We start from the raw sequence: 19,741 nt of genomic DNA, 5'->3' as shown, positions 1-19,741 counted from the left end.
CAGTCGTGATAGCCAGCATAGGGAAAAGGAAAAAAATGATTTTAATTTGTGATGGGCTTAACAATTTATCTCGTTAAAAGCGCGCGTGTCAGTAAAAACTAAAAATTTGCGGGAAGTCACTAACTCAATTTTTCTCAATCATAATTGAGGTTTTTTGAATACCGTTTCATTTTGGGGTTGTTATATTCCTCTCACAGGCCTGATCACAAACGGCGATGCGTTGAGATCGCCATTATAAAACACCTAACCACCTGTTTAGCTGAGCGAAAAGATATTTATCTTTTGCTGCTGTATGGAAAGTGAAAACGCGGTGATCCGAAGCGGCAACGGGCAGCGAAGTGGATGAGGTATAAGATGAGGAAACCCTATGTCACGTATAGATACACTAGTCTGTACTGACGCCAGGAAAACGAAATATCGTTTCGTGGTTTTGACGATGATTTTCCTGGTGTATGCCATCAATTACGCCGACAGAACCAATATTGGCGCGGTTCTGCCGTTTATCATTGATGAGTTTCATATCAATAATTTTGAAGCCGGGGCCATCGCCAGTATGTTTTTCCTCGGCTATGCGGTAAGCCAGATCCCGGCCGGTTTTTTCATCGCCAAACGCGGTACCCGGGGGCTGGTTTCGCTGTCCATTTTCGGCTTCTCCGCCTTTACCTGGCTGATGGGCACGGTGAGCTCCGTGTTTGGCCTGAAGCTGGTGCGGCTGGGACTGGGGCTAAGCGAAGGGCCTTGCCCGGTGGGGCTGGCTTCCACCATAAATAACTGGTTTCCACCAAAAGAGAAAGCCACAGCAACCGGCGTTTACATCGCGGCGACCATGTTTGCGCCGATTATTGTCCCGCCGCTGGCGGTGTGGATTGCGGTGACCTGGGGCTGGCGGTGGGTCTTTTTCTCCTTCGCGATACCCGGGATTGTGGCAGCGATAGCCTGGTATCTATTGGTGAAGTCAAAGCCATCAGAAAGCGGATTTGTTTCACAAAGTGAACTGGCAGAGATTAATGCCGGGCGTGAAAGTCATAATAATAGCGTACGCGAAAATATATTAATTGCCGATCGATTCACCTGGCTGGATAAAATCATTCGGGTAAAGAAGATGGCGCCAATTGATACGGCGAAAGGCTTATTCACCTCAAAAAATATTCTCGGTGACTGCCTGGCGTATTTTATGATGGTTAGCGTGCTGTACGGATTATTAACCTGGATCCCGCTGTACTTAGTCAAAGAGCGTGGCTTTGATGTAATGAGTATGGGTTTCGTGGCCAGTATGCCGTGCATCGGCGGCTTTATTGGCGCGATTGGCGGCGGGTGGATTTCAGATAAAGTCCTGGGCCGCCGACGTAAACCCACCATGATGTTTACTGCCGTGTCAACGGTGGTCATGATGTTAATTATGCTGAATATCCCGGCAAGCACCCTGGCGGTCTGTATTGGATTATTTTTTGTCGGTTTTTGTTTGAATATCGGCTGGCCGGCTTTTACCGCCTACGGTATGGCCGTTTCGGACAGCAAAACCTATCCAATCGCCTCTTCCATAATTAATAGCGGCGGCAACCTCGGTGGATTTGTCGCGCCGATGGCAGCCGGTTTCTTACTTGATAAAACCGGGAGTTTTAATTCTGTATTTACCTATTTTGGTATCTGCGCCGCCATTGGTTTGGTGGTGATTATTTTCCTCGATGAACCACAATAACGGAAATATATCCTGTTAATTAATATGACGTAATGTCATGGAGTGAAACTATGTTATTAGAAGATAAAGTCGCCATTATTACTGGCGCGGCCTCCGCTCGCGGTTTGGGTTTCGCCACCGCGAAATTATTCGCCGACAACGGCGCGAAAGTGGTCATTATCGACCTCAATGGTGAAGCCAGCAAAACCGCGGCGGCGGCATTAGGCGAAGGCCATCTCGGCCTGGCGGCGAACGTCTCCGACGAAGTGCAGGTGCAGGCGGCCATCGAACAAATTCTGGCGAAATATGGCCGGGTTGATGTGCTGGTGAATAACGCCGGGATTACCCAGCCGCTGAAGCTGATGGAGATCAAGCGCGCCAACTATGACGCGGTACTTGATGTCAGCCTGCGCGGTACGCTGCTGATGTCGCAGGCGGTTATTCCCACCATGCGGGCGCAAAAATCCGGCAGCATCGTCTGCATCTCGTCCGTTTCCGCCCAGCGCGGCGGCGGTATCTTCGGCGGCCCGCACTACAGCGCGGCAAAAGCCGGGGTGCTGGGTCTGGCGCGGGCGATGGCGCGCGAGCTTGGCCCGGATAACGTCCGCGTTAACTGCATCACCCCGGGGCTGATTCAGACCGACATTACCGCCGGCAAGCTGACCGACGACATGACGGCCAACATTCTTGCCGGGATCCCGATGAACCGCCTCGGCGACGCGGTAGACATCGCGCGCGCCGCGCTGTTCCTCGGCAGCGACCTCTCTTCCTACTCCACCGGTATCACCCTGGACGTTAACGGCGGCATGTTAATTCACTAAGCGAGGCAAACAGATGAAGATGACCGAATCACAAAAAGTCGCCGCGGCGGCGTGGCGTATTCGCCGTTACGCCCTGCAAATGGGGGAAGTGCAGGGGCAGGGCTATATCGGCCAGGCGCTGGGCTATGCCGATGTGCTGGCCACCGCCTTCAGCCACGCCATGACCTATCGTCCGGAAGATCCCGAGTGGGAGGGGCGCGATCGCTTCCTGCTCTCTCATGGCCATTACGCTATCGCTTATTATGCCGCGCTGCTGGAGGCGGGCATTATCCCGGAAGCCGAGCTGGAAACTTACGGCTCCGACGACAGCCGCCTGCCGATGTCCGGCATGGCGACCTACACCCCGGGGATGGAGATGTCCGGCGGTTCGCTGGGACAGGGGCTGTCCATTGCCGTCGGCATGGCGCTAGGGCTGCGGCAGAAACAGAGCACGGCCTGGGTCTATAACTCCATGTCCGATGGGGAGCTGGACGAAGGGTCGACCTGGGAAGCGGCGATGTCGGCGGCTCACTATGGCCTGAGCAACCTGATTAACCTTGTCGACGTCAACAAACAGCAGGCGGACGGTGATTCGCGCAAAATCCTCGGCTTTGAGCCGCTGCAGGATAAATGGGCCGCCTTCGGCTGGTACGTACAGCGCGTGGACGGTAACGATCTGCCGGCGGTGATGGCCGCTTTTGACAACGCGAAAAGTTATTCCGGCAACCAGCCGCGGGTCATTTTATGCGACACGCTGATGGGCAAAGGGGTGCCGTTCCTCGAAACCCGCGATAAAAACCATTTTATTCGCGTCGATGCCGACGAATGGCAAAAAGCGATTGCGGTGCTGGATGCTAACAAACCAGAAGGAGTGCTGTAATGAGCCAGAGTCAACCCCGTTTAAAAACGTCGGCGATGATCGCCTCGATTGCCGATGAGGGCCAGGCGACCATCTCTGCGCCCTTCGGCGTCGCGCTGTCAAAACTGGCGGCGCAGCGTCCGGAAATCGTCGGCATGACCGCGGACCTGTCAAAATATACCGATCTGCATATTTTCGCCCAGGCCTTCCCGGATCGTTTCTTCCAGATGGGCATGGCCGAGCAGCTGCTGATGGCGGCGGCGGGGGGAATGGCGAAGGAGGGATTTATTCCTTTCGCCACCACCTATGCCGCCTTTGCAACCCGTCGCGCCTATGATTTTATTCATCAGGTCATCGCTGAAGAGCATCTGAACGTGAAGATCTGCGCGGCGCTGCCGGGCCTGACGACCGGTTATGGCCCCAGCCATCAGGCCACTGAAGATCTGGCGATTATGCGCGGTATCCCCGGCATGGTCATCGTCGATCCTTGCGATGCGCTGGAGATAGAGCAGGCGGTGCCGGCCATTGCCGATCACCAGGGGCCGGTGTATATGCGCCTGCTGCGCGGTAAGGTGCCGCTGGTGCTGGATAAATACGACTATCAGTTCGAACTGGGTAAAGCAAAGCTGCTGGAGGACGGCAACGATGTGCTGATCATCTCCTCCGGGCTGATGACCATGCGCGCGCTGGAGGCGGTTGAAAAGCTGCGGGCCGATAACATCAGCGTGGCGGTCCTGCACGTGCCGACCATCAAACCGCTGGATGAAAAAGCGATTATTGAACAGGCGTCGAAGCCAGGTCGTCTGGTGGTGACTGCGGAAAACCACACCGCGGTCGGCGGCCTGGGGGAGGCGGTGGCCGCGCTGTTGATGCGTAAGGGTGTGCGCTGTGAGCTGGATACTGTGGGGCTGCCCGACGCGTTCCTGTTAGCCGGCGCGCTGCCGACCCTTCACGATCGCTACGGCATCTCCACCGCGAAGATCGTTGAAAAACTTAAGTATCGTCTGCGTTAATCGCTTTGCCATGACGCACCAGGCCGCTGAGCGCGCTCAGCGGCCTTCTCATGCCCGCCAGCCAGGCGCGGTATTCTTTTGCAGATTTTATGCGGCCTGTCACAAAATCTGCTAGACTGCGCCCCTTCATGGCATTGTGGTTTTTGCCATCTCTTATCGCAATAATCTCCCTGAAAACTACGCCCTTCACCGGGCCGGGGCGGTTCGGAGTTGTTATGTCTTTTGATTCCCTTGGCCTGAATCCCGATATCCTGCGCGCTGTCGCTGAGCAGGGCTACGTTGAGCCGACCCCTATCCAACAGCAGGCGATCCCGGCAGTAATGCAGGGGCGCGACCTGATGGCCAGCGCCCAGACCGGTACCGGTAAGACGGCGGGCTTTACCCTGCCGCTGCTGCAGCGCCTGATTGACAAAGAGCCGCACGCAAAGGGTCGCCGCCCGGTGCGGGCGCTGATCCTGACCCCGACCCGTGAGCTGGCGGCGCAGGTGGGCGAGAACGTCCGCGATTACAGCAAGTACCTGAATATTCGCTCGCTGGTGGTATTCGGCGGCGTGAGCATCAACCCGCAGATGATGAAGCTGCGCGGTGGCGTCGACATCCTCGTTGCCACCCCGGGCCGTCTGCTGGACCTCGAACATCAGAACGCGGTCAGCCTTGATAGCGTGGAAATCCTTGTGCTGGACGAAGCGGACCGCATGCTGGATATGGGCTTTATCCATGACATCCGTCGCGTACTGGCTAAACTGCCGGCGCGTCGACAGAACCTGCTGTTCTCGGCGACCTTCTCCGACGAGATCAAGGGCCTGGCCGAGAAACTGCTGCACAACCCGCTGGAAGTGGAAGTGGCGCGTCGCAACACCGCGTCCGAGCAGATCACCCAGCACGTCCATTTCGTTGATAAGAACCGCAAGCGCGAACTGTTGTCGCAGCTGATCGGCGAAGGCAACTGGCAGCAGGTGCTGGTGTTTACCCGCACCAAGCATGGCGCCAACCACCTCGCGGAGCAGCTTAATAAAGACGGCATCCGCAGCGCGGCGATCCATGGCAACAAGAGCCAGGGAGCGCGTACCCGCGCGCTGGCCGACTTTAAATCCGGCGGCATTCGCGTGCTGGTGGCGACCGATATCGCCGCCCGTGGTCTGGATATCGAAGAGCTGCCGCACGTGGTGAACTACGAGCTGCCGAACGTACCGGAAGATTACGTCCACCGTATCGGCCGTACCGGCCGCGCGGCGGCCACCGGTGAAGCCTTGTCGCTGGTGTGCGTGGATGAGCATAAGCTGCTGCGCGATATCGAGCGCCTGCTGAAAAAAGAGATCCCGCGCATCGCGATTGCCGGCTATGAGCCGGATCCGTCCATTAAAGCCGAACCTATCCAGAACGGTCGCCAGCAGCGCGGCGGCGGTCGTGGGCAAGGTCAGGGACGCGGTGGCCAGGGTCAGGGACGCAGCGGACAGCCGCGCAGCCAGAACAGCGCCCCGCGCCGTCAGGACGGCGAGGCGCCGAAAGCGCGTACGCAGGACGGCAAACCGCCGCGCCGCCGTCGTCCGCGTAAACCGGCTGGCGAATAACACGCTGATGCCTCGGCCGCGATAACGCGGCCCGGCTCAGGCCCGTCTGTCCGCTACGCGGCGGCGGGCCTTTTTCTTTCCATTACACTATTTGTCGAGCACGCTTCCACACTCAGCAGAAAGCAATACCTCCAGGCGGGCAAAAATGGCACAATAGTGGCTGTTTATACAGTATTCAGGTTTTCTCATGGCTTTGACCGCTGCGCTGAAAGCGCAAATCGCCGCCTGGTATAAGGCGCTTCAGGAACAGATCCCGGACTTTATTCCCCGCCCCCCGCAGCGGCAGATGATCGCCGATGTGGCGAAAACTCTCGCCGGGGAAGAGGGCAGGCATCTGGCTATCGAAGCGCCGACCGGCGTCGGTAAAACGCTGTCATACCTGATCCCGGGCATCGCCATCGCCCGGGAGGAACAAAAAACGCTGGTGGTTAGCACCGCCAACGTCGCCCTGCAGGATCAAATCTACAGTAAAGACCTGCCGCTGCTGCGTAAAATTATTCCCGACCTGCGCTTTACCGCCGCCTTCGGTCGTGGGCGCTACGTCTGTCCGCGTAACCTGACGGCACTGGCCAGCACCGAGCCGTCACAGCAGGATCTGCTGGCCTTCCTCGATGACGATCTCACCCCGAACAACCAGGCCGAGCAGAAGCTGTGTGCGACCCTGAAGCAGGACCTCGACAGCTACCGCTGGGACGGCCTGCGCGATCATACCGATAAAGCCATCGATGACGCGCTGTGGAGCCGGCTGAGCACCGATAAGGCCAGCTGCCTGAACCGCAACTGCCACTACTATCGCGAGTGCCCGTTCTTCGTGGCGCGGCGGGAAATTCAGGAGGCGGAAGTGGTGGTGGCCAACCATGCGCTGGTGATGGCGGCGATGGAGAGCGAGGCAGTGCTGCCGGAGCCGAAAAACCTGCTGTTGGTCCTCGATGAAGGCCATCATCTGCCGGACGTCGCCCGCGACGCGCTGGAGATGAGCGCCGAGATCACCGCCCCCTGGTTTCGCCTGCAGCTGGATCTGTTCTGCAAGCTGGTCGCCACCTGCATGGAGCAGTTTCGTCCGAAAACCACGCCGCCGCTGGCCAATCCGGAGCGGCTCACCGGCCATTGCGAAGAGCTGTTCGAGCTGATTGCGTCGTTGAATAATATTCTCAATCTCTACATGCCCGCCGGTCAGGAAGCGGAGCATCGCTTCCCGATGGGCGAACTGCCGCAGGAGGTGATGGAGATCTGCCAGCGGCTGGCGAAGCTCACCGAGATGCTGCGCGGGCTGGCGGAGCTGTTTCTTAACGATCTCAGCGAAAAGACCGGCAGCCATGACGTGGTGCGCCTGCATCGGGTGCTGCTGCAGATGAACCGCGCGCTCGGCATGTTTGAAAGCCAAAGCAAGCTATGGCGCCTGGCGTCGCTGGCGCAATCCTCAGGCGCGCCGGTAACCAAATGGGCGACGCGAGTGGTGCGCGACGGCCAGATCCATGTCTGGTTCCACTGTGTCGGCATCCGCGTCAGCGATCAGCTGGAACGGCTGCTGTGGCGCAGCGTACCGCATATCGTCGTGACGTCAGCGACGCTGCGCTCGCTAAACAGCTTCTCGCGCCTGCAGGAGATGAGTGGTCTGAAGGAGAAAGCGGGTGACCGCTTCGTGGCGCTGGATTCGCCGTTCAACCACGTGGAGCAGGGGAAAATTATTATTCCTCAAATGCGCTATGAACCGCTGATGGATAACGAAGAGCAGCACATTGCCGAGATGGCGGCCTATTTTCGCCAGCAGGTAGAGAGCAAGAAACATCTCGGGATGCTGGTGCTGTTTGCCAGCGGGCGGGCGATGAACCGCTTCCTGGAGCATGTGACCGATCTGCGCCTGATACTGCTGGTGCAGGGCGACCAGCCGCGCTATCGGCTGGTGGAGCTGCATCGCAAACGGGTGGAAAGCGGCGAGCGCAGCGTGCTGGTGGGTCTGCAGTCCTTTGCCGAAGGGCTGGATTTAAAGGGCGATCTGCTAAGCCAGGTACATATCCATAAAATCGCCTTTCCGCCCATCGACAGCCCGGTAGTGATCACCGAAGGCGAATGGCTGAAAAGCCTTAATCGTTACCCTTTCGAGGTACAGAGTTTGCCCAGCGCCTCCTTTAATCTTATTCAGCAGGTGGGGCGTCTGATCCGCAGCCATCACTGCTGGGGAGAGGTGGTGATTTACGATAAGCGTCTGTTGACCAAAAACTATGGCGCGCGTCTACTGAACGCGTTACCTGTTTTTCCCATAGAGCAGCCGGGCGTCCCGGAGGTTATAGTAAAACGGAAAGCAAAACAGACAGCAAAACAGTCAGGCCGCAAACGTCGCTGACGCCGGCGCGTGATGCACCAGGGGGAGCCATGGAGTACAGCAAAATTATAAAAGAGGTGGGTCGCGGTAAGAATCATGCCCGCGACCTCGATGAAGAGACCGCCCGTGCGCTCTATGCGCGGATGCTGGACGGCGAGGTGCCGGAGCTGGAGCTGGGGGGAATATTAATCGCCCTGCGCATCAAAGGCGAAGGCGAAGCGGAGATGAAAGGGTTTTACGCGGCGATGCAGCAGCATACGCTGCGCCTGACCCCGCCGGCCGGCAAGCCGATGCCGATTGTCATCCCCAGCTACAACGGCGCGCGCAAGCAGGCGAACCTGACGCCGCTGCTGGCGATGCTTCTGCACAAGCTGGGGTTTCCGGTGGTGGTTCACGGCGTCAGTCACGATCCCACCCGGGTGCTGACCGAGACCATTTTTACCCTGCTGGATATTCCGGCCACCCGGCACGCCGGACAGGCTCAGGCGCAGCTGGAGGGCCATGAACCGGTGTATATCCCGGTGGGGGCTTTCTGTCCGCCGCTGGAGAAACAGCTGGCGATGCGCTGGCGGATGGGCGTGCGCAACAGCGCCCATACCCTGGCCAAGCTGGCTACACCGTTTGGCGAAGCGGAGGCATTGCGTCTCTCCAGCGTGTCGCATCCGGAATATGTTCCGCGGGTGGCGAACTTCTTTCGTGAGACCGGTGGCCGCGCGCTGTTGATGCACGGTACCGAGGGCGAAGTGTATGCCAACCCGCAGCGCTGCCCGCAGATCAGCCTGATCGATGAGCAGGGCGTGCGGGTGCTGTACGAACGCCAGACTGAGACGGCAGCGGAGGCGGTGGTCCTGCCGGCCTCGAAAGATCCTGAGGTCACGGCGCGCTGGATCGAGCGCTGCGTCGCCGGCGTCGAACCGGTGCCCCACTCGTTGAAAATTCAGCTTGCCTGTTGTCTGCTGGCCAGCGGGGAAGTCACCACCCTGGAGCAGGGCCTCAGCCGCGTCAACGACTGCTGGTGATCGGATCTGCAGGATAAAAAAAAGCCCGTCCGGTGGCTCGGACGGGCAAGGCAAGGGTATTAAAGGTCTTTTCAGGGTTAATTCAGTGGCTTACAGAGGGAACAGCGATTATTTATAGATAACCGCAGTACCGCTCAGTTTGTTGTTGGTGTTAGCGGAAGTAATGCTGTAGCCGGTCGCGCCAGCGGCTTCGGCTTTAGCAGCCAGTTTTGCTTCCAGACCATCTAAAGTGGTTGCGCCTTGCGCAGACACCACACCGATTTTATTCATGCTTTCAGCCTGAGCGGGGGTGACCGGTTCGGCGGCAAAGGCGCCGAAGGAAAGGGCGGTCAGAGCGATGGCAGCGGCAGCATATTTGATGTTTTTCATAGTTAATCTCTCGCAGGTTGTTCTGTTCAGGGGATGATGTTCCGTCGATGTGATAAGTATCACGCTTTTTTGCGGGAGATAAAATCGAAGGAAATTCACAGTCTTCATCGAATTTTTTGAATGATTAATAATTTACTGATTATTAATAAATTATTTCTCATTCTTTTCGTCACGAAGCGTAGCGAGGAAGACCGACGCGTTTAAGGGCACATATTGCGACTTTTTCCGCCAAAAAATGTGCGCGAAAAGATAATGCGAAAGGCTGTCATGAACGGTAAAGGAAAGTCAGCGTAGCTGGCTATCCTTGGATCCGCGACGATTATATCCTGAAAATGTATTGTTATGTAAATCTTTCTCCTGCTGGCACTTCACGCAATATCTGACCCCTGGGATGGCCTGTCGACGGGCCTCCGGAATCGGCTCTCCACATTCATCACAAAATTTGTTGCTTTCGCCGCGCGGAAGCTCGCGGCGCGCGCGAGCCACCGCATCGTCAATGGTGCTGTCGATCTGATCCTGAACGGCCCCATCGCCTGCCCAACCTGATGCCATCGTCTGCCTCCTGTGAAAGGTTATTGATAAATTATAGCTGAACCGTGCAGTCGGTTACCGCTGCTGGCGGCATTGACCCGCCAGGCTATCGCCCCCTGGCGGTGGGCCTTATCCGCGAGGGCGGCCACCAGATCATCAAGGGTGCTGGCACCGGAGGCGGAGACGGTGCCGACAGGGCGGAGCGGCCCGGCATAGGGCAGTACGGGTGTCGGTGGCAGGGGAGAGGCCGCGGTGGCATGAGCGGTGAGCGCAGCGGCGAATAGCAGCGAGGTGATTTTCATCAGCATATCCTCATAAACAGCATGGGACATAGCTTAAGTGTAGGTCTTTCCCGACCGTGCGATAGGGAATTTTTAATGCAAAACAAGGCGTTTAGTAGGCTACCGGCGCAGGGCAGCGGTACTCTGGCCGGTAGATTATTTAGCGGGCGTCAGGGCGGATCATGTCAAAACGCAGACTATCATCAATACTGTAATAGGCGCTCGGACCTCCGGCGCGCAGGATCGGCTGGGCGCGGGCGGTTTGATAGATGCCGTTGTCCAGCAGTGATTCATCAATATGCACGGCGACCACTTCGCCGAGCACCAGCCACGTATCAACAGGGTTACCGTCGGCGGTGGTGAGTTGAATACATTGCGACAGACGGCACTCAAAGTTCACCGGACTCTCCGCGACTCGGGGGGCGCTGACCAGGCGGCTGGCGGCGGCGGTGAGACCGGCGCGCACGAACTCGTCCTCATCGTGCGGGATCGAGGCAGACGTTTCATTCATCGCCACGGCCAGCGGTCGCGTCGCCAGGTTCCAGACGAACTCCTTTGTTTCGACGATATTTCGCACGCTGTCTTTCCAGCCGCTGCTGGCGAAACCAATGATCGGCGGGCGATAGTTAAAGCAGTTAAAAAAGCTGTATGGCGCCAGATTTCGCTGGCCCTCGGCGTCCTGCGAGGCGATCCAGCCTATCGGGCGAGGCCCGATTATCGCGTTCAGCGGGTCGTGCGGCAGGCCGTGGCCCTGCGAAGGTTGATAAAAGTACATGCTGCACCTGTCACGGATAAAGGAGATATCCAGACTCCCTTATTTACCGCGCCGCCGTCAACGGGTATCTTACGCGGCTGTTCAAAGGAGATTGTCATGAAAGCCCAGAAACCGGGGTTACACCCGCGTAACCGCCACCATCAACGCTACGACCTGCCTGCGCTCTGCCAGGCGCATCCTGACCTGCAGGGATACATTACGCTCAATCCGCTGGGTGAGCAGACCATTGATTTTGCCAATCCGCAGGCAGTAAAGGCGTTGAATAAAGCGCTGCTGGCGCATTTCTACGCGGTCAAACACTGGGACATTCCTGACGGTTTTCTCTGTCCGCCGGTGCCCGGGCGTGCCGATTATATTCATCATCTGGCGGATCTGCTGGCGCAGGATAGTGGCGAGGTGCCGAAGCAAGCCACGATCCTTGATATTGGTACCGGCGCCAGCCTCATCTATCCCCTGATCGGCGTTCACGAGTACGGCTGGCGCTTTACCGGCAGCGAAATCAGCCCGGAAGCCTTCGCCAGCGCGCAGGCGATTGTCAATGGCAACCCCGGATTGACCCGGCAGATCCGTCTGCGTCGGCAAAAAGAGAGCCAGGCCATCTTCCACGGCGTCATCCACAAAAACGAGACCTATGACGCCACGCTGTGTAATCCGCCGTTCCATGACTCCGCAGAGAGCGCCCGGGCGGGCGGTGAGCGCAAGCGCCGCAATCTCGGACTCGGCGCCGACAGCGCGCTTAACTTTGGCGGTCAGCAGCAGGAGCTGTGGTGCGAAGGAGGCGAAGTGGCCTTTATCTCGCAGATGATCCGCGAAAGTCAGGCCTTCGCCCGCCAGGTGAAATGGTTTACCTCGCTGGTGTCGCGCGGCGACAATCTGCCGCCGCTCTACCGCCTGCTGACCGAGGTTGGGGCCGTGAAAGTGGTGAAAAAAGAGATGGCCCAGGGTCAAAAGCAGAGCCGCTTTATCGCCTGGAGCTTTATGGACGACGCCAAACGCCGCCGTCCGTTCTAACTACTCGGCGGCCGGGCTGTCTGAGCCCGGCATCGGCAGCTGTTGCCAGGTCTGTACCGGGGCGCGAACCCCGGCGCGATCGAAGTGCTTTTTCACCTGAGTGTCGAGGGCAAAGCGCACCGTCCACTGCTTCAGCGGCAGGGTGGTGAAGCTGACGCGTAGCGTAAAGGCGGTATTGCTCAGCCCCACCAGCCCGGCGAACGACGGTTCGCCAATGATCAGGCCGCGGATCTCCTCCTGGGCCAGCAGATCGTCCACCGCCGCCTTCAGCGCCTGGCTGGCTTTATCCAGATCCTCATGACGGTCGACATCATAGTTGGCGACTACCGAGCCAATGCCGCGCACGAAGTTGGCAAAAGTGGTGATCGAGGACCAGGGAATAATGTGATAGGCGCCGGTATCCTGCCGTACCCCCACGGAGCGAATCGACATTCGTTCCACGGTGCCGGTCAAAGGGCCGATGGTGACCAGGTCGCCGGTATTCATCCCGTTCTCAAACTGGATAAATATGCCGGTGATAATATCTTTAACCAGCGTTTGCGCGCCAAACGAAATCGCCAGCCCTAACGCCCCGGCGCCCGCCAGCAGCGGCGCAATGTTAACCCCAATCTCCGAAAGCAGGATCATCACCGTGATGGTGCTGATCACCACCGCCAGCGCGTTGCGAAACAGGGTCAGCAGCGTCCGGGCCCGCGCGCTGGGCAGCGGGCGACCATGGATATCCGAGGCCAGCCGGTTTTCGATCAGGCTGGCCAGCACCGTCCAGCCGATGGCAGAGAAGAAGAGGATGAGGGCGATGCGGATCAGCACATCCACCGTTTTTTGCCCGGCATCGTTATGCAGCCATTCGCGGAAGTCAAACAGGCCCCAGGCGCTCAGCAGCAGCATGACGGCGACGCAGACGGTGAGAATGCGCGCGGCCTTCAGCGAGGCGGAGATCCAGCCATTCAGCCGCTTTTGCAGCTCAGGATAATTGCGCTGGGTGGCGGGTGACAGGGTGATGGTTTTGGCTATCCAGCGCGACAGGATGCCGGACACCAGCGCCGCGCCGCCGATAATGGCCAGGCTGCGCAGGGTGGCGCCCATCATGAATTTCAGGCTATTGCCCGGGTCGAACAGGGAGAAGAAAAAGAGCACCACAAAGTAGGCGCAGGCCAGCCAGTGCCAGACCAGCGCGAAGGCGCGGATAAACAGGCTAAAGAAGGAGAGCGAACGGTCGGCCAGATGGATTAGCCCCTGCGTAATCAAGGTCTTGTTATGAAAAATCAGGTACAGCGCCCACAGCGTAATGCACAGCATGATGACGACGTTAGCCAGCGCGCCAACCTGAACATTCACCTGATTGGAGATAATCGGCACCGCGACGATCAGGCCATAGCCAATCAGGCTGCTGAGCGCGCTCAGGCGCAGGCTCCAGTATGACGCGGCTTCGTCGCTGAGGTTAAAAGGCCGGAGCGCCGGGATGCGCGGGCAGAAAATGAGCCGCAGAATGGCTTTAAAAAACTCGATCAACGCGAAGGCGTTGAGGAAAAGACTCTGCTGGAAGGCGATGGTGGGGTTATTACCATTCAGGCGATCGCTTAACAACTGGCCGACAAACAGGGTCAGCGCCAGCAGCAGCAGGTCGATAACAAACGCCCCGGCGATGGTCAGGGGCAGCTGGAGCCAGTTTCCGCGATCGCGGTTTTTATGCCGCCCCCATTCACCCATTTTGCGATACAGCGGCAGCGCCGCAAGACGCACCAGCCACCAGAAGGCAAAGACCAGGCCGGCCAGCAGTAAAAAATGCCAGGCCGCGCTGGTGAAGGTTTGCGAATTAAAAGGTTTATGCGGTGAGCCGGTGATATTGCGCCACAGTTGAGAGAAGCGAGACGAGAGCTGCTCGCCGTATTCCCGGCTGATCTGCGTGACGTTCTCCAGCACCGTGGTCTCTTCTTTCACCGCCGGCGGCGTCAGCGTCGGGGTGCTGTCTGGCGGCGGCGTGGCGGCTGCTTTACGCAGCTGGTCAATGAGCTCCTGACGGGCGCTGTCGTTAGCCAGCACGTCAGCCAGCGCGGCGTAGGCCGCTCTTTTCTGTTCCGCATCGGGTTCGCTGGCGCTGGTTTTATCGGCGTTAGCTGTCGGCACGCCGGGCAGGGCGGCGGCGGAAAGCGGGGCAGTAAACAGTGCAGCGAGCAAAAGCAGGATCCACGGCATGGGCACCTCCGTTGCAACGTAAACGGGTAAGTATAGAAGCCGATGGCGGAAGGGGAGGGAAGAGGAATCTGGAAAAGCGGCTCTCTCCGCGGAGGAAGAGAGCCGTTGCGGGTCAGGCGACGTGCTGCAGGAATTCGCGCAGGCGCGGGCTTGGCGGGTTCTTCACCAGCTCCTGCGGGTTGCCGTCTTCAGCAATGCGTCCTTTGTCGATAAAGATCAATCGCGAAGCCACTTTTTCGGCAAAGCCGATTTCGTGGGTTACGATCACCATCGTCATCCCCTCTTCAGCCAGATCCTGCATCACCTTGAGCACTTCATGGCGCAGTTCCGGGTCGAGCGCGGAGGTCGGTTCATCAAACAGCATCATCTTTGGCTTCACCGCCAGCGCGCGGGCAATGGCCACACGCTGCTGCTGGCCGCCGGAGAGTTCAGACGGATAGTGATGCGCGCGCTCGGCCAGGCCGACTTTCGCCAGCAGATCTTTCGCCTGCTTCTCTGCCGCCTGCTTGCTGGCGCCGCGCACCCGCAGCGGACCAAACATGACGTTCTCCAGCGCCGTGAGGTGCGGGAACAGATAAAACTGCTGAAATACCATCCCGGCTTCCTGACGAATCAGACGTTCGTCCACCTTCGGGTCGTTGACCTTCAGGCCATCGACAATCAGATCGCCGCTGGTGATCTCTTCCAGTTTATTGATGCAGCGCAGCATCGTCGATTTACCGGAGCCGGACGGGCCGATAATGACCACCACTTCACCCTGATTAATTTTCAGGGAGATATCGTGCAGCACCTGGGTCGGGCCAAAGTGCTTGGAGACGTTTTTAAATTCAATCACAGGATTTTCATCCTTCTTTCAAGACGACGCAGAATAAAGCTCAGGACCAGGGTGATAATCAGGTAGATAACAGCAACGGCGCTCCAGATTTCCAGGGCGCGGAAGTTGCCCGCGATGATCTCCTGTCCCTGACGGGTCAGTTCGGCGACGCCGATGACGATGAACAGCGAGGTATCCTTGATGCTGATAATCCACTGGTTGCCCAGCGGCGGCAGCATGCGGCGTAGCGCAAGCGGCAGGATCACGTGGCGAATGGTTTCGCGACGCGACAGGCCCAGCGCCAGGCCCGCTTCGCGGAAGCCTTTATGAATGGAGAGCACCGCGCCGCGGGTAATTTCCGCGATATAGGCGCCCGAGTTAATCATGATGGTCACTACCGCTGCGGAGAAGGGGTCGATGCGCAGGTCGCTAAAGGCCATCGGCAGCGCAAAGTAGATGAACATGACCTGCACCACAATCGGGGTGCCGCGAATGATTTCAATAAACACCAGTGCGATGTGGTTGGCGATCCAGCCGCCGAAGCAGCGGGCGAAACCGGCCACCAGACCGATTATCAGGCCGCCGGCCAGGCCGAGGACGGAAATCCACAGCGTCATTTTGGCGCCTTCCAGCAAAATCGGAATGGCAGGCCAGATGGCACTCCAGTCAAACTGCATAATACGTTCCTGTTACCGTGTCGAGAGCAGAGGAAATCCTCCGCCAAAATACGGTCTCCCGCCGAGTCTGTGCCGGAAGACCGTTGTGATGTCGCCGGAGCTGCGTCTGGCGAAGTGTGTTCTTATTATTTTGGTTCAGTGCCGAACCATTTTTTATAAATTTCGTTGTAGGTACCATTCTCGCGCAGCGTTTTCAGCGCACCGTTCACTTTCTCACGCAGCTCGTCGCTGCCTTTCGGGAAAGCGATACCGTAGTTTTGCGCTTCCAGTGATTCGCCTACCGCTTTGAACTTGCCGTTGCCTGCGGTTTTGATGAAGTACAGAATATTTGGCGTATCGTGCAGCACGGCATCAGCGCGGCCGGTACCCAGTTCCATATAGGCGTTATCGATGTTCGGGAACTGACGCAGATCTTTGGTTTTGATATTGGCTTTCGCGTAATCAACGGAGCCGGTACCGCTCTTCACCGCGACCACTTTACCGTTCAGATCTTTCACATCTTTGATGTCGTTATTATTGGCGTTGACCATCACCAGCAGGCCGCTTTTGTAGTAGCCGTCGGAGAAGTCGATCGCTTTTTTACGTTCGTCGGTGATGGTGATCCCGGCCAGCGCCAGATCGATATTTTTAGTTTGCAGCGCCGGGATAATGCCGCTGAAGTCCATTGGCTTCAGGGTGTAGTCGAGCTTCAGCTCTTTGGCGATAGCCGCCCACAGGTCAACGTCAAACCCGACATATTTATCGCCTTGCTTAAATTCGAACGGGACGAACGCCGTATCGGTGGCGACAACCAGGGTCTTATTGGCGGCATGGGAAGAAACCGCAAAAGCCAGGGTCAGTGCAGCCAGTGAAACTTTAAATACAGACTTCATAGCATTTCCTTTTATATCCACGGGACGATCCCCTGCGAGAACGACTAGCCTAATGAAAAAATCGTGCCACTTTTACAAGCTGTTGTTTTTCAACAAACGAAGCGCGAGCGGTTGCACAATTTCGATCATGACAGGCACTCACTGCACCAGGATGGGGCGTCACTTTGGTGCGTTATAGAGTTGCTGAATAACGAGCACATTTTTAGCGCAAACCCTGATGGGAAAACAATCTCAACGTAACGATTGTGTGAGGTGATTATTACAATTGTTTTACTTTTGCGCGCATTTTCATCAATTTGGCGCCCTAAAACAGTGCATGGCCAGCAGGGGGACGAAAAGCATAGAAGGGGAAACGGATAGAACGGAAAACAGAAAGGTGGGCGGGAAAAGTAAAGGCGCCGCCGACCGCGCTGCGGCCGGCGGCAAAGCCTTACTCGATATTCGCTTCAATGAACCACAGGAATTTATCCAGATCGCGGGAGGCCGCGGTGAAAATATCCGCAGTATCCTCGTCTTTGGCTTCATCGATCGCCTTGCGCACATCGTTAGCGACGACGGCATAGCGGTCAGCCAGCGCTTTCAGGTGATCCTGAACGTGATGGATATCGAGCGGGTAGCTCTGCAGCGGCGTTTTGCTGTTAATGACCTGAGTGGTGCCCAGTGCGACGCCGCCCAGCTGCACGGCGCGCTCCGCCATGGTGTCCAGGTGCTCGGTTAGCGCGGTACGGAAGCCATCCAGCATTTCGTGCACGGCGATAAAGTTCGCACCGCGCATATTCCAGTGTGCCTGCTTGGTGATAAGTGACAGGTCAATGAACTGGATCACCTGGCGATTCAACAGCTCAATGGTCGCTTTCTTTTCGCTGTCAGCGACATCGTTGCGGGTATAGACCAGATTAGATGCTTTTGATTTAACCAGTTTTGCGGTACTCATCGTTTCATATCCTCTTGATATTGATGCTCGTCACACTTCAAATCTGAATGATGTGGAGCGTTGTCCCAGGTAACTTCGGGACTAAGTATAGCAAGGGTTTCAAAGAGTGAGGCATCGGCAGGCCATATCACTTCGATAGCGCAAAGTGGTTGGTTATTTTGAAAATCGCTAAATATCATAGGGTTATATTTAGCTGAACGGCCCGGATTTCTCACGGGCCGGCGGCGTAACAGAATGTTAATTGATATCGACTTGCTCGATTTTACTTTGTCGCTGCATGGTCAGCGTGGCGCCCATCGAGGCGATAATGATCGCGCCCAGCGCCAGGGTCTGGGAGAGCTTCAACGTTTCGCCGAGGAAGACCATACCGGAAAGGGCGGCTAATGCTGGTTCAAGGCTCATCAGCGTGCCGAAGGTGCGCGTCGGCAGGCGCGTCAAGGCCATCATTTCGAGAGAGTAGGGCAGCGCGGTTGAGAGAATAGCAATCCCCAGCCCCATCGGCAGCAGCGACCATTGCCACAGCGTATCCGTAGCCTGCGCCATGCCTAACGGAACAAACACCAGCGAGGCGATGAGCGACCCCATCGCCACCGTGGCTGGCCCATGCTCTTCACCGGCGCGCTGCCCGGTCAGAATATAGACCGCCCAGCAGGCGCCGGCGCCCAGGGCAAAGAGCGCGCCGGTTAAATCGACCTGCGCCACGTTCTGCCCCAGCGGCAGGAGATACCACAGTCCGAGGATCGCCAGCGCCACCCAGACAAAATCCAGCGGTCGGCGCGAACCAAACAGCGCCACCGCCAGCGGGCCGGTAAACTCCAGGGCTACCGCCACGCCGAGCGGAATACGCTGCAGGGATAAATAAAAGAGATAGTTCATCGCGCCGAGCGCCAGGCCGTACAGTAGCAGCGGCACGCGCTGCGCCGGGGAGAAACGTAACCGCCATGGCTTGAACACGACCACCAAAATCAGCGTCCCGAGCGCCAGGCGCAGGGCGGTGACCCCCGGGGCGCCGACCAACGGGAACAGCGATTTGGCGAGCGATGCGCCGCTCTGAATCGAGGTCATGGCGATTAAAATCACCAGAATCGGCAACCATGCCGCCGCTTTTCGGGATGGACCGGGCATCCTTTCTCCTGTCAGGTTTTGTCAAAAGTCGTAAAAGTGCCAGTGTACTGGAATAACCTGCTGACGGTTGAGCTAATGTTGAAAAAAACAGAGGCAAAAACAGTAGAATGGCGCACATTGCTGAGAAATTCGCCAGGTGATTAAGATTAATCTGGATGCTTGCGAATTTCTTAATGAGCGTTAAGATGTACGTTAACGCCAAAAATTGTTGTTTTCCATATTGTTATAGAAATATGGAAACTTTTGGTTACATGAAAAAGTATGTTAGACAATGTAAACTCCAAAGAGTTTCCCAAAAGTTTTTGATATATTTAAGGCTTAGGACTTATTAGAAACACATTTGAGGTGGTTATGAATAAAATTGCACGTCTTTCAGCACTGGCCGTTGTTCTGGCTGCATCCGTAGGTACCACTGCATTTGCTGCAACTTCTACCGTAACCGGCGGTTACGCGCAGAGCGACATGCAGGGTAAAGCGAACAAAGCTGGCGGTTTCAACCTGAAATACCGTTACGAGCAAGATAACAACCCGCTGGGCGTTATCGGTTCCTTCACCTACACCGAAAAGGATAACACCAGCAACGGTACTTACAACAAAGGTCAGTACTACGGCATCACCGCAGGTCCGGCTTACCGTCTGAACGACTGGGCAAGCATCTACGGTGTAGTGGGTGTTGGTTACGGTAAATTCCAGAACAACAACTTCCCGAACCAGAAATCCGATATGAGCGACTACGGTTTCTCCTACGGTGCTGGTCTGCAGTTCAACCCGATCGAAAACGTTGCTCTGGACTTCTCCTACGAGCAGTCTCGTATTCGTAACGTTGACGTCGGTACCTGGATTGCTGGCGTGGGTTACCGCTTCTAATCACTCCGGTGATATAAAAAATCCGC

19 protein-coding genes are annotated in these 19,741 nt (G+C 57.1%); 9 read left to right on the top strand and 10 right to left on the bottom strand.

What is annotated here, in order from left to right; translation table 11 throughout:
• Window positions 1-367 precede the first annotated feature (367 nt).
• The 7 genes from SP68_RS17735 to ybiB all read left to right on the top strand — a co-directional run bounded on the left by SP68_RS17735 (window position 368) and on the right by ybiB (window position 9,263).
• Window positions 368-1,699, top strand: coding sequence for an MFS transporter (locus SP68_RS17735; protein ID WP_040973982.1), 1,332 nt, complete (start codon window positions 368-370; stop codon window positions 1,697-1,699).
• Between the two features lie 50 nt (window positions 1,700-1,749).
• Window positions 1,750-2,499: an SDR family NAD(P)-dependent oxidoreductase gene (locus tag SP68_RS17730; RefSeq protein ID WP_040973985.1), complete on the top strand. Its 750-nt coding sequence runs from the start codon at window positions 1,750-1,752 to the stop codon at window positions 2,497-2,499.
• A gap of 13 nt (window positions 2,500-2,512) precedes the next feature.
• The gene (locus SP68_RS17725) at window positions 2,513-3,358 is read left to right on the top strand and encodes a transketolase (protein ID WP_023297255.1); all 846 of its coding nucleotides are present in this window, start codon (window positions 2,513-2,515) and stop codon (window positions 3,356-3,358) included.
• Window positions 3,358-4,350, top strand: a complete 993-nt coding sequence (locus tag SP68_RS17720; protein ID WP_008805765.1) for a transketolase family protein — start codon at window positions 3,358-3,360, stop codon at window positions 4,348-4,350. The genes SP68_RS17725 and SP68_RS17720 overlap by 1 nt, the downstream gene beginning before the upstream one ends.
• A gap of 215 nt (window positions 4,351-4,565) precedes the next feature.
• Window positions 4,566-5,921, top strand: a complete 1,356-nt coding sequence (rhlE, locus tag SP68_RS17715; protein WP_008805766.1) for an ATP-dependent RNA helicase RhlE — start codon at window positions 4,566-4,568, stop codon at window positions 5,919-5,921.
• Window positions 5,922-6,108: 187 nt separating this feature from the next.
• Window positions 6,109-8,265 (top strand): ATP-dependent DNA helicase DinG, encoded by a 2,157-nt coding sequence (gene dinG / locus SP68_RS17710; protein ID WP_032735011.1) that lies wholly within the window; start codon window positions 6,109-6,111, stop codon window positions 8,263-8,265.
• A 29-nt stretch (window positions 8,266-8,294) separates the two neighbouring features.
• Window positions 8,295-9,263 carry a DNA-binding protein YbiB gene (gene ybiB / locus SP68_RS17705; RefSeq protein WP_008805768.1) on the top strand — a complete coding sequence of 323 codons (969 nt, stop codon included), beginning with the start codon at window positions 8,295-8,297 and terminating at the stop codon, window positions 9,261-9,263.
• A 108-nt stretch (window positions 9,264-9,371) separates the two neighbouring features.
• Here the strand turns inward: ybiB and ybiJ are convergent, their stop codons facing one another.
• The 4 genes from ybiJ to SP68_RS17685 form a co-directional block, all read right to left on the bottom strand.
• Window positions 9,372-9,632, bottom strand: a complete 261-nt coding sequence (gene ybiJ / locus SP68_RS17700; protein ID WP_004176772.1) for a DUF1471 family protein YbiJ — start codon at window positions 9,630-9,632, stop codon at window positions 9,372-9,374.
• Between the two features lie 285 nt (window positions 9,633-9,917).
• Window positions 9,918-10,184, bottom strand: coding sequence for a DksA/TraR family C4-type zinc finger protein (locus SP68_RS17695; protein ID WP_002895824.1), 267 nt, complete (start codon window positions 10,182-10,184; stop codon window positions 9,918-9,920).
• A 20-nt stretch (window positions 10,185-10,204) separates the two neighbouring features.
• Window positions 10,205-10,465 (bottom strand): YdgH/BhsA/McbA family protein, encoded by a 261-nt coding sequence (locus SP68_RS17690; protein WP_016160534.1) that lies wholly within the window; start codon window positions 10,463-10,465, stop codon window positions 10,205-10,207.
• 139 nt (window positions 10,466-10,604) lie between these two features.
• Window positions 10,605-11,219 carry a flavin reductase family protein gene (locus SP68_RS17685; protein ID WP_008805772.1) on the bottom strand — a complete coding sequence of 205 codons (615 nt, stop codon included), beginning with the start codon at window positions 11,217-11,219 and terminating at the stop codon, window positions 10,605-10,607.
• A 96-nt stretch (window positions 11,220-11,315) separates the two neighbouring features.
• Here SP68_RS17685 and rlmF point away from each other — a divergent pair, with 96 nt between their 5' ends.
• Window positions 11,316-12,230 (top strand): 23S rRNA (adenine(1618)-N(6))-methyltransferase RlmF, encoded by a 915-nt coding sequence (gene rlmF / locus SP68_RS17680; RefSeq protein WP_040973991.1) that lies wholly within the window; start codon window positions 11,316-11,318, stop codon window positions 12,228-12,230.
• Here rlmF and ybiO read toward each other — a convergent pair whose 3' ends face one another.
• The 6 genes from ybiO to rhtA form a co-directional block, all read right to left on the bottom strand.
• Window positions 12,231-14,426 carry a mechanosensitive channel protein gene (ybiO, locus tag SP68_RS17675; RefSeq protein ID WP_012542377.1) on the bottom strand — a complete coding sequence of 732 codons (2,196 nt, stop codon included), beginning with the start codon at window positions 14,424-14,426 and terminating at the stop codon, window positions 12,231-12,233.
• A 112-nt stretch (window positions 14,427-14,538) separates the two neighbouring features.
• Window positions 14,539-15,261: a glutamine ABC transporter ATP-binding protein GlnQ gene (gene glnQ, locus SP68_RS17670; protein WP_008805775.1), complete on the bottom strand. Its 723-nt coding sequence runs from the start codon at window positions 15,259-15,261 to the stop codon at window positions 14,539-14,541.
• Window positions 15,258-15,917 carry a glutamine ABC transporter permease GlnP gene (gene glnP / locus SP68_RS17665; RefSeq protein WP_002895837.1) on the bottom strand — a complete coding sequence of 220 codons (660 nt, stop codon included), beginning with the start codon at window positions 15,915-15,917 and terminating at the stop codon, window positions 15,258-15,260. Before glnP ends, glnQ begins: the two co-directional genes overlap by 4 nt.
• A gap of 125 nt (window positions 15,918-16,042) precedes the next feature.
• Window positions 16,043-16,789, bottom strand: a complete 747-nt coding sequence (glnH, locus tag SP68_RS17660; protein WP_004886198.1) for a glutamine ABC transporter substrate-binding protein GlnH — start codon at window positions 16,787-16,789, stop codon at window positions 16,043-16,045.
• 430 nt (window positions 16,790-17,219) lie between these two features.
• The gene (dps, locus tag SP68_RS17655) at window positions 17,220-17,723 is read right to left on the bottom strand and encodes a DNA starvation/stationary phase protection protein Dps (RefSeq protein WP_002895841.1); all 504 of its coding nucleotides are present in this window, start codon (window positions 17,721-17,723) and stop codon (window positions 17,220-17,222) included.
• 237 nt (window positions 17,724-17,960) lie between these two features.
• The gene (gene rhtA / locus SP68_RS17650) at window positions 17,961-18,848 is read right to left on the bottom strand and encodes a threonine/homoserine exporter RhtA (RefSeq protein ID WP_008805776.1); all 888 of its coding nucleotides are present in this window, start codon (window positions 18,846-18,848) and stop codon (window positions 17,961-17,963) included.
• A gap of 351 nt (window positions 18,849-19,199) precedes the next feature.
• Here rhtA and ompX point away from each other — a divergent pair, with 351 nt between their 5' ends.
• Window positions 19,200-19,715: an outer membrane protein OmpX gene (gene ompX, locus SP68_RS17645; RefSeq protein WP_008805777.1), complete on the top strand. Its 516-nt coding sequence runs from the start codon at window positions 19,200-19,202 to the stop codon at window positions 19,713-19,715.
• The last annotated feature ends 26 nt before the right edge of the window (window positions 19,716-19,741 follow it).

It is taken from the genome of Klebsiella variicola, from assembly GCF_000828055.2.
Lineage (GTDB): Bacteria > Pseudomonadota > Gammaproteobacteria > Enterobacterales > Enterobacteriaceae > Klebsiella > Klebsiella variicola.
Note: the sequence above shows the minus strand (reverse complement) of the source record. Positions and strands in the feature narration are given on the sequence as shown.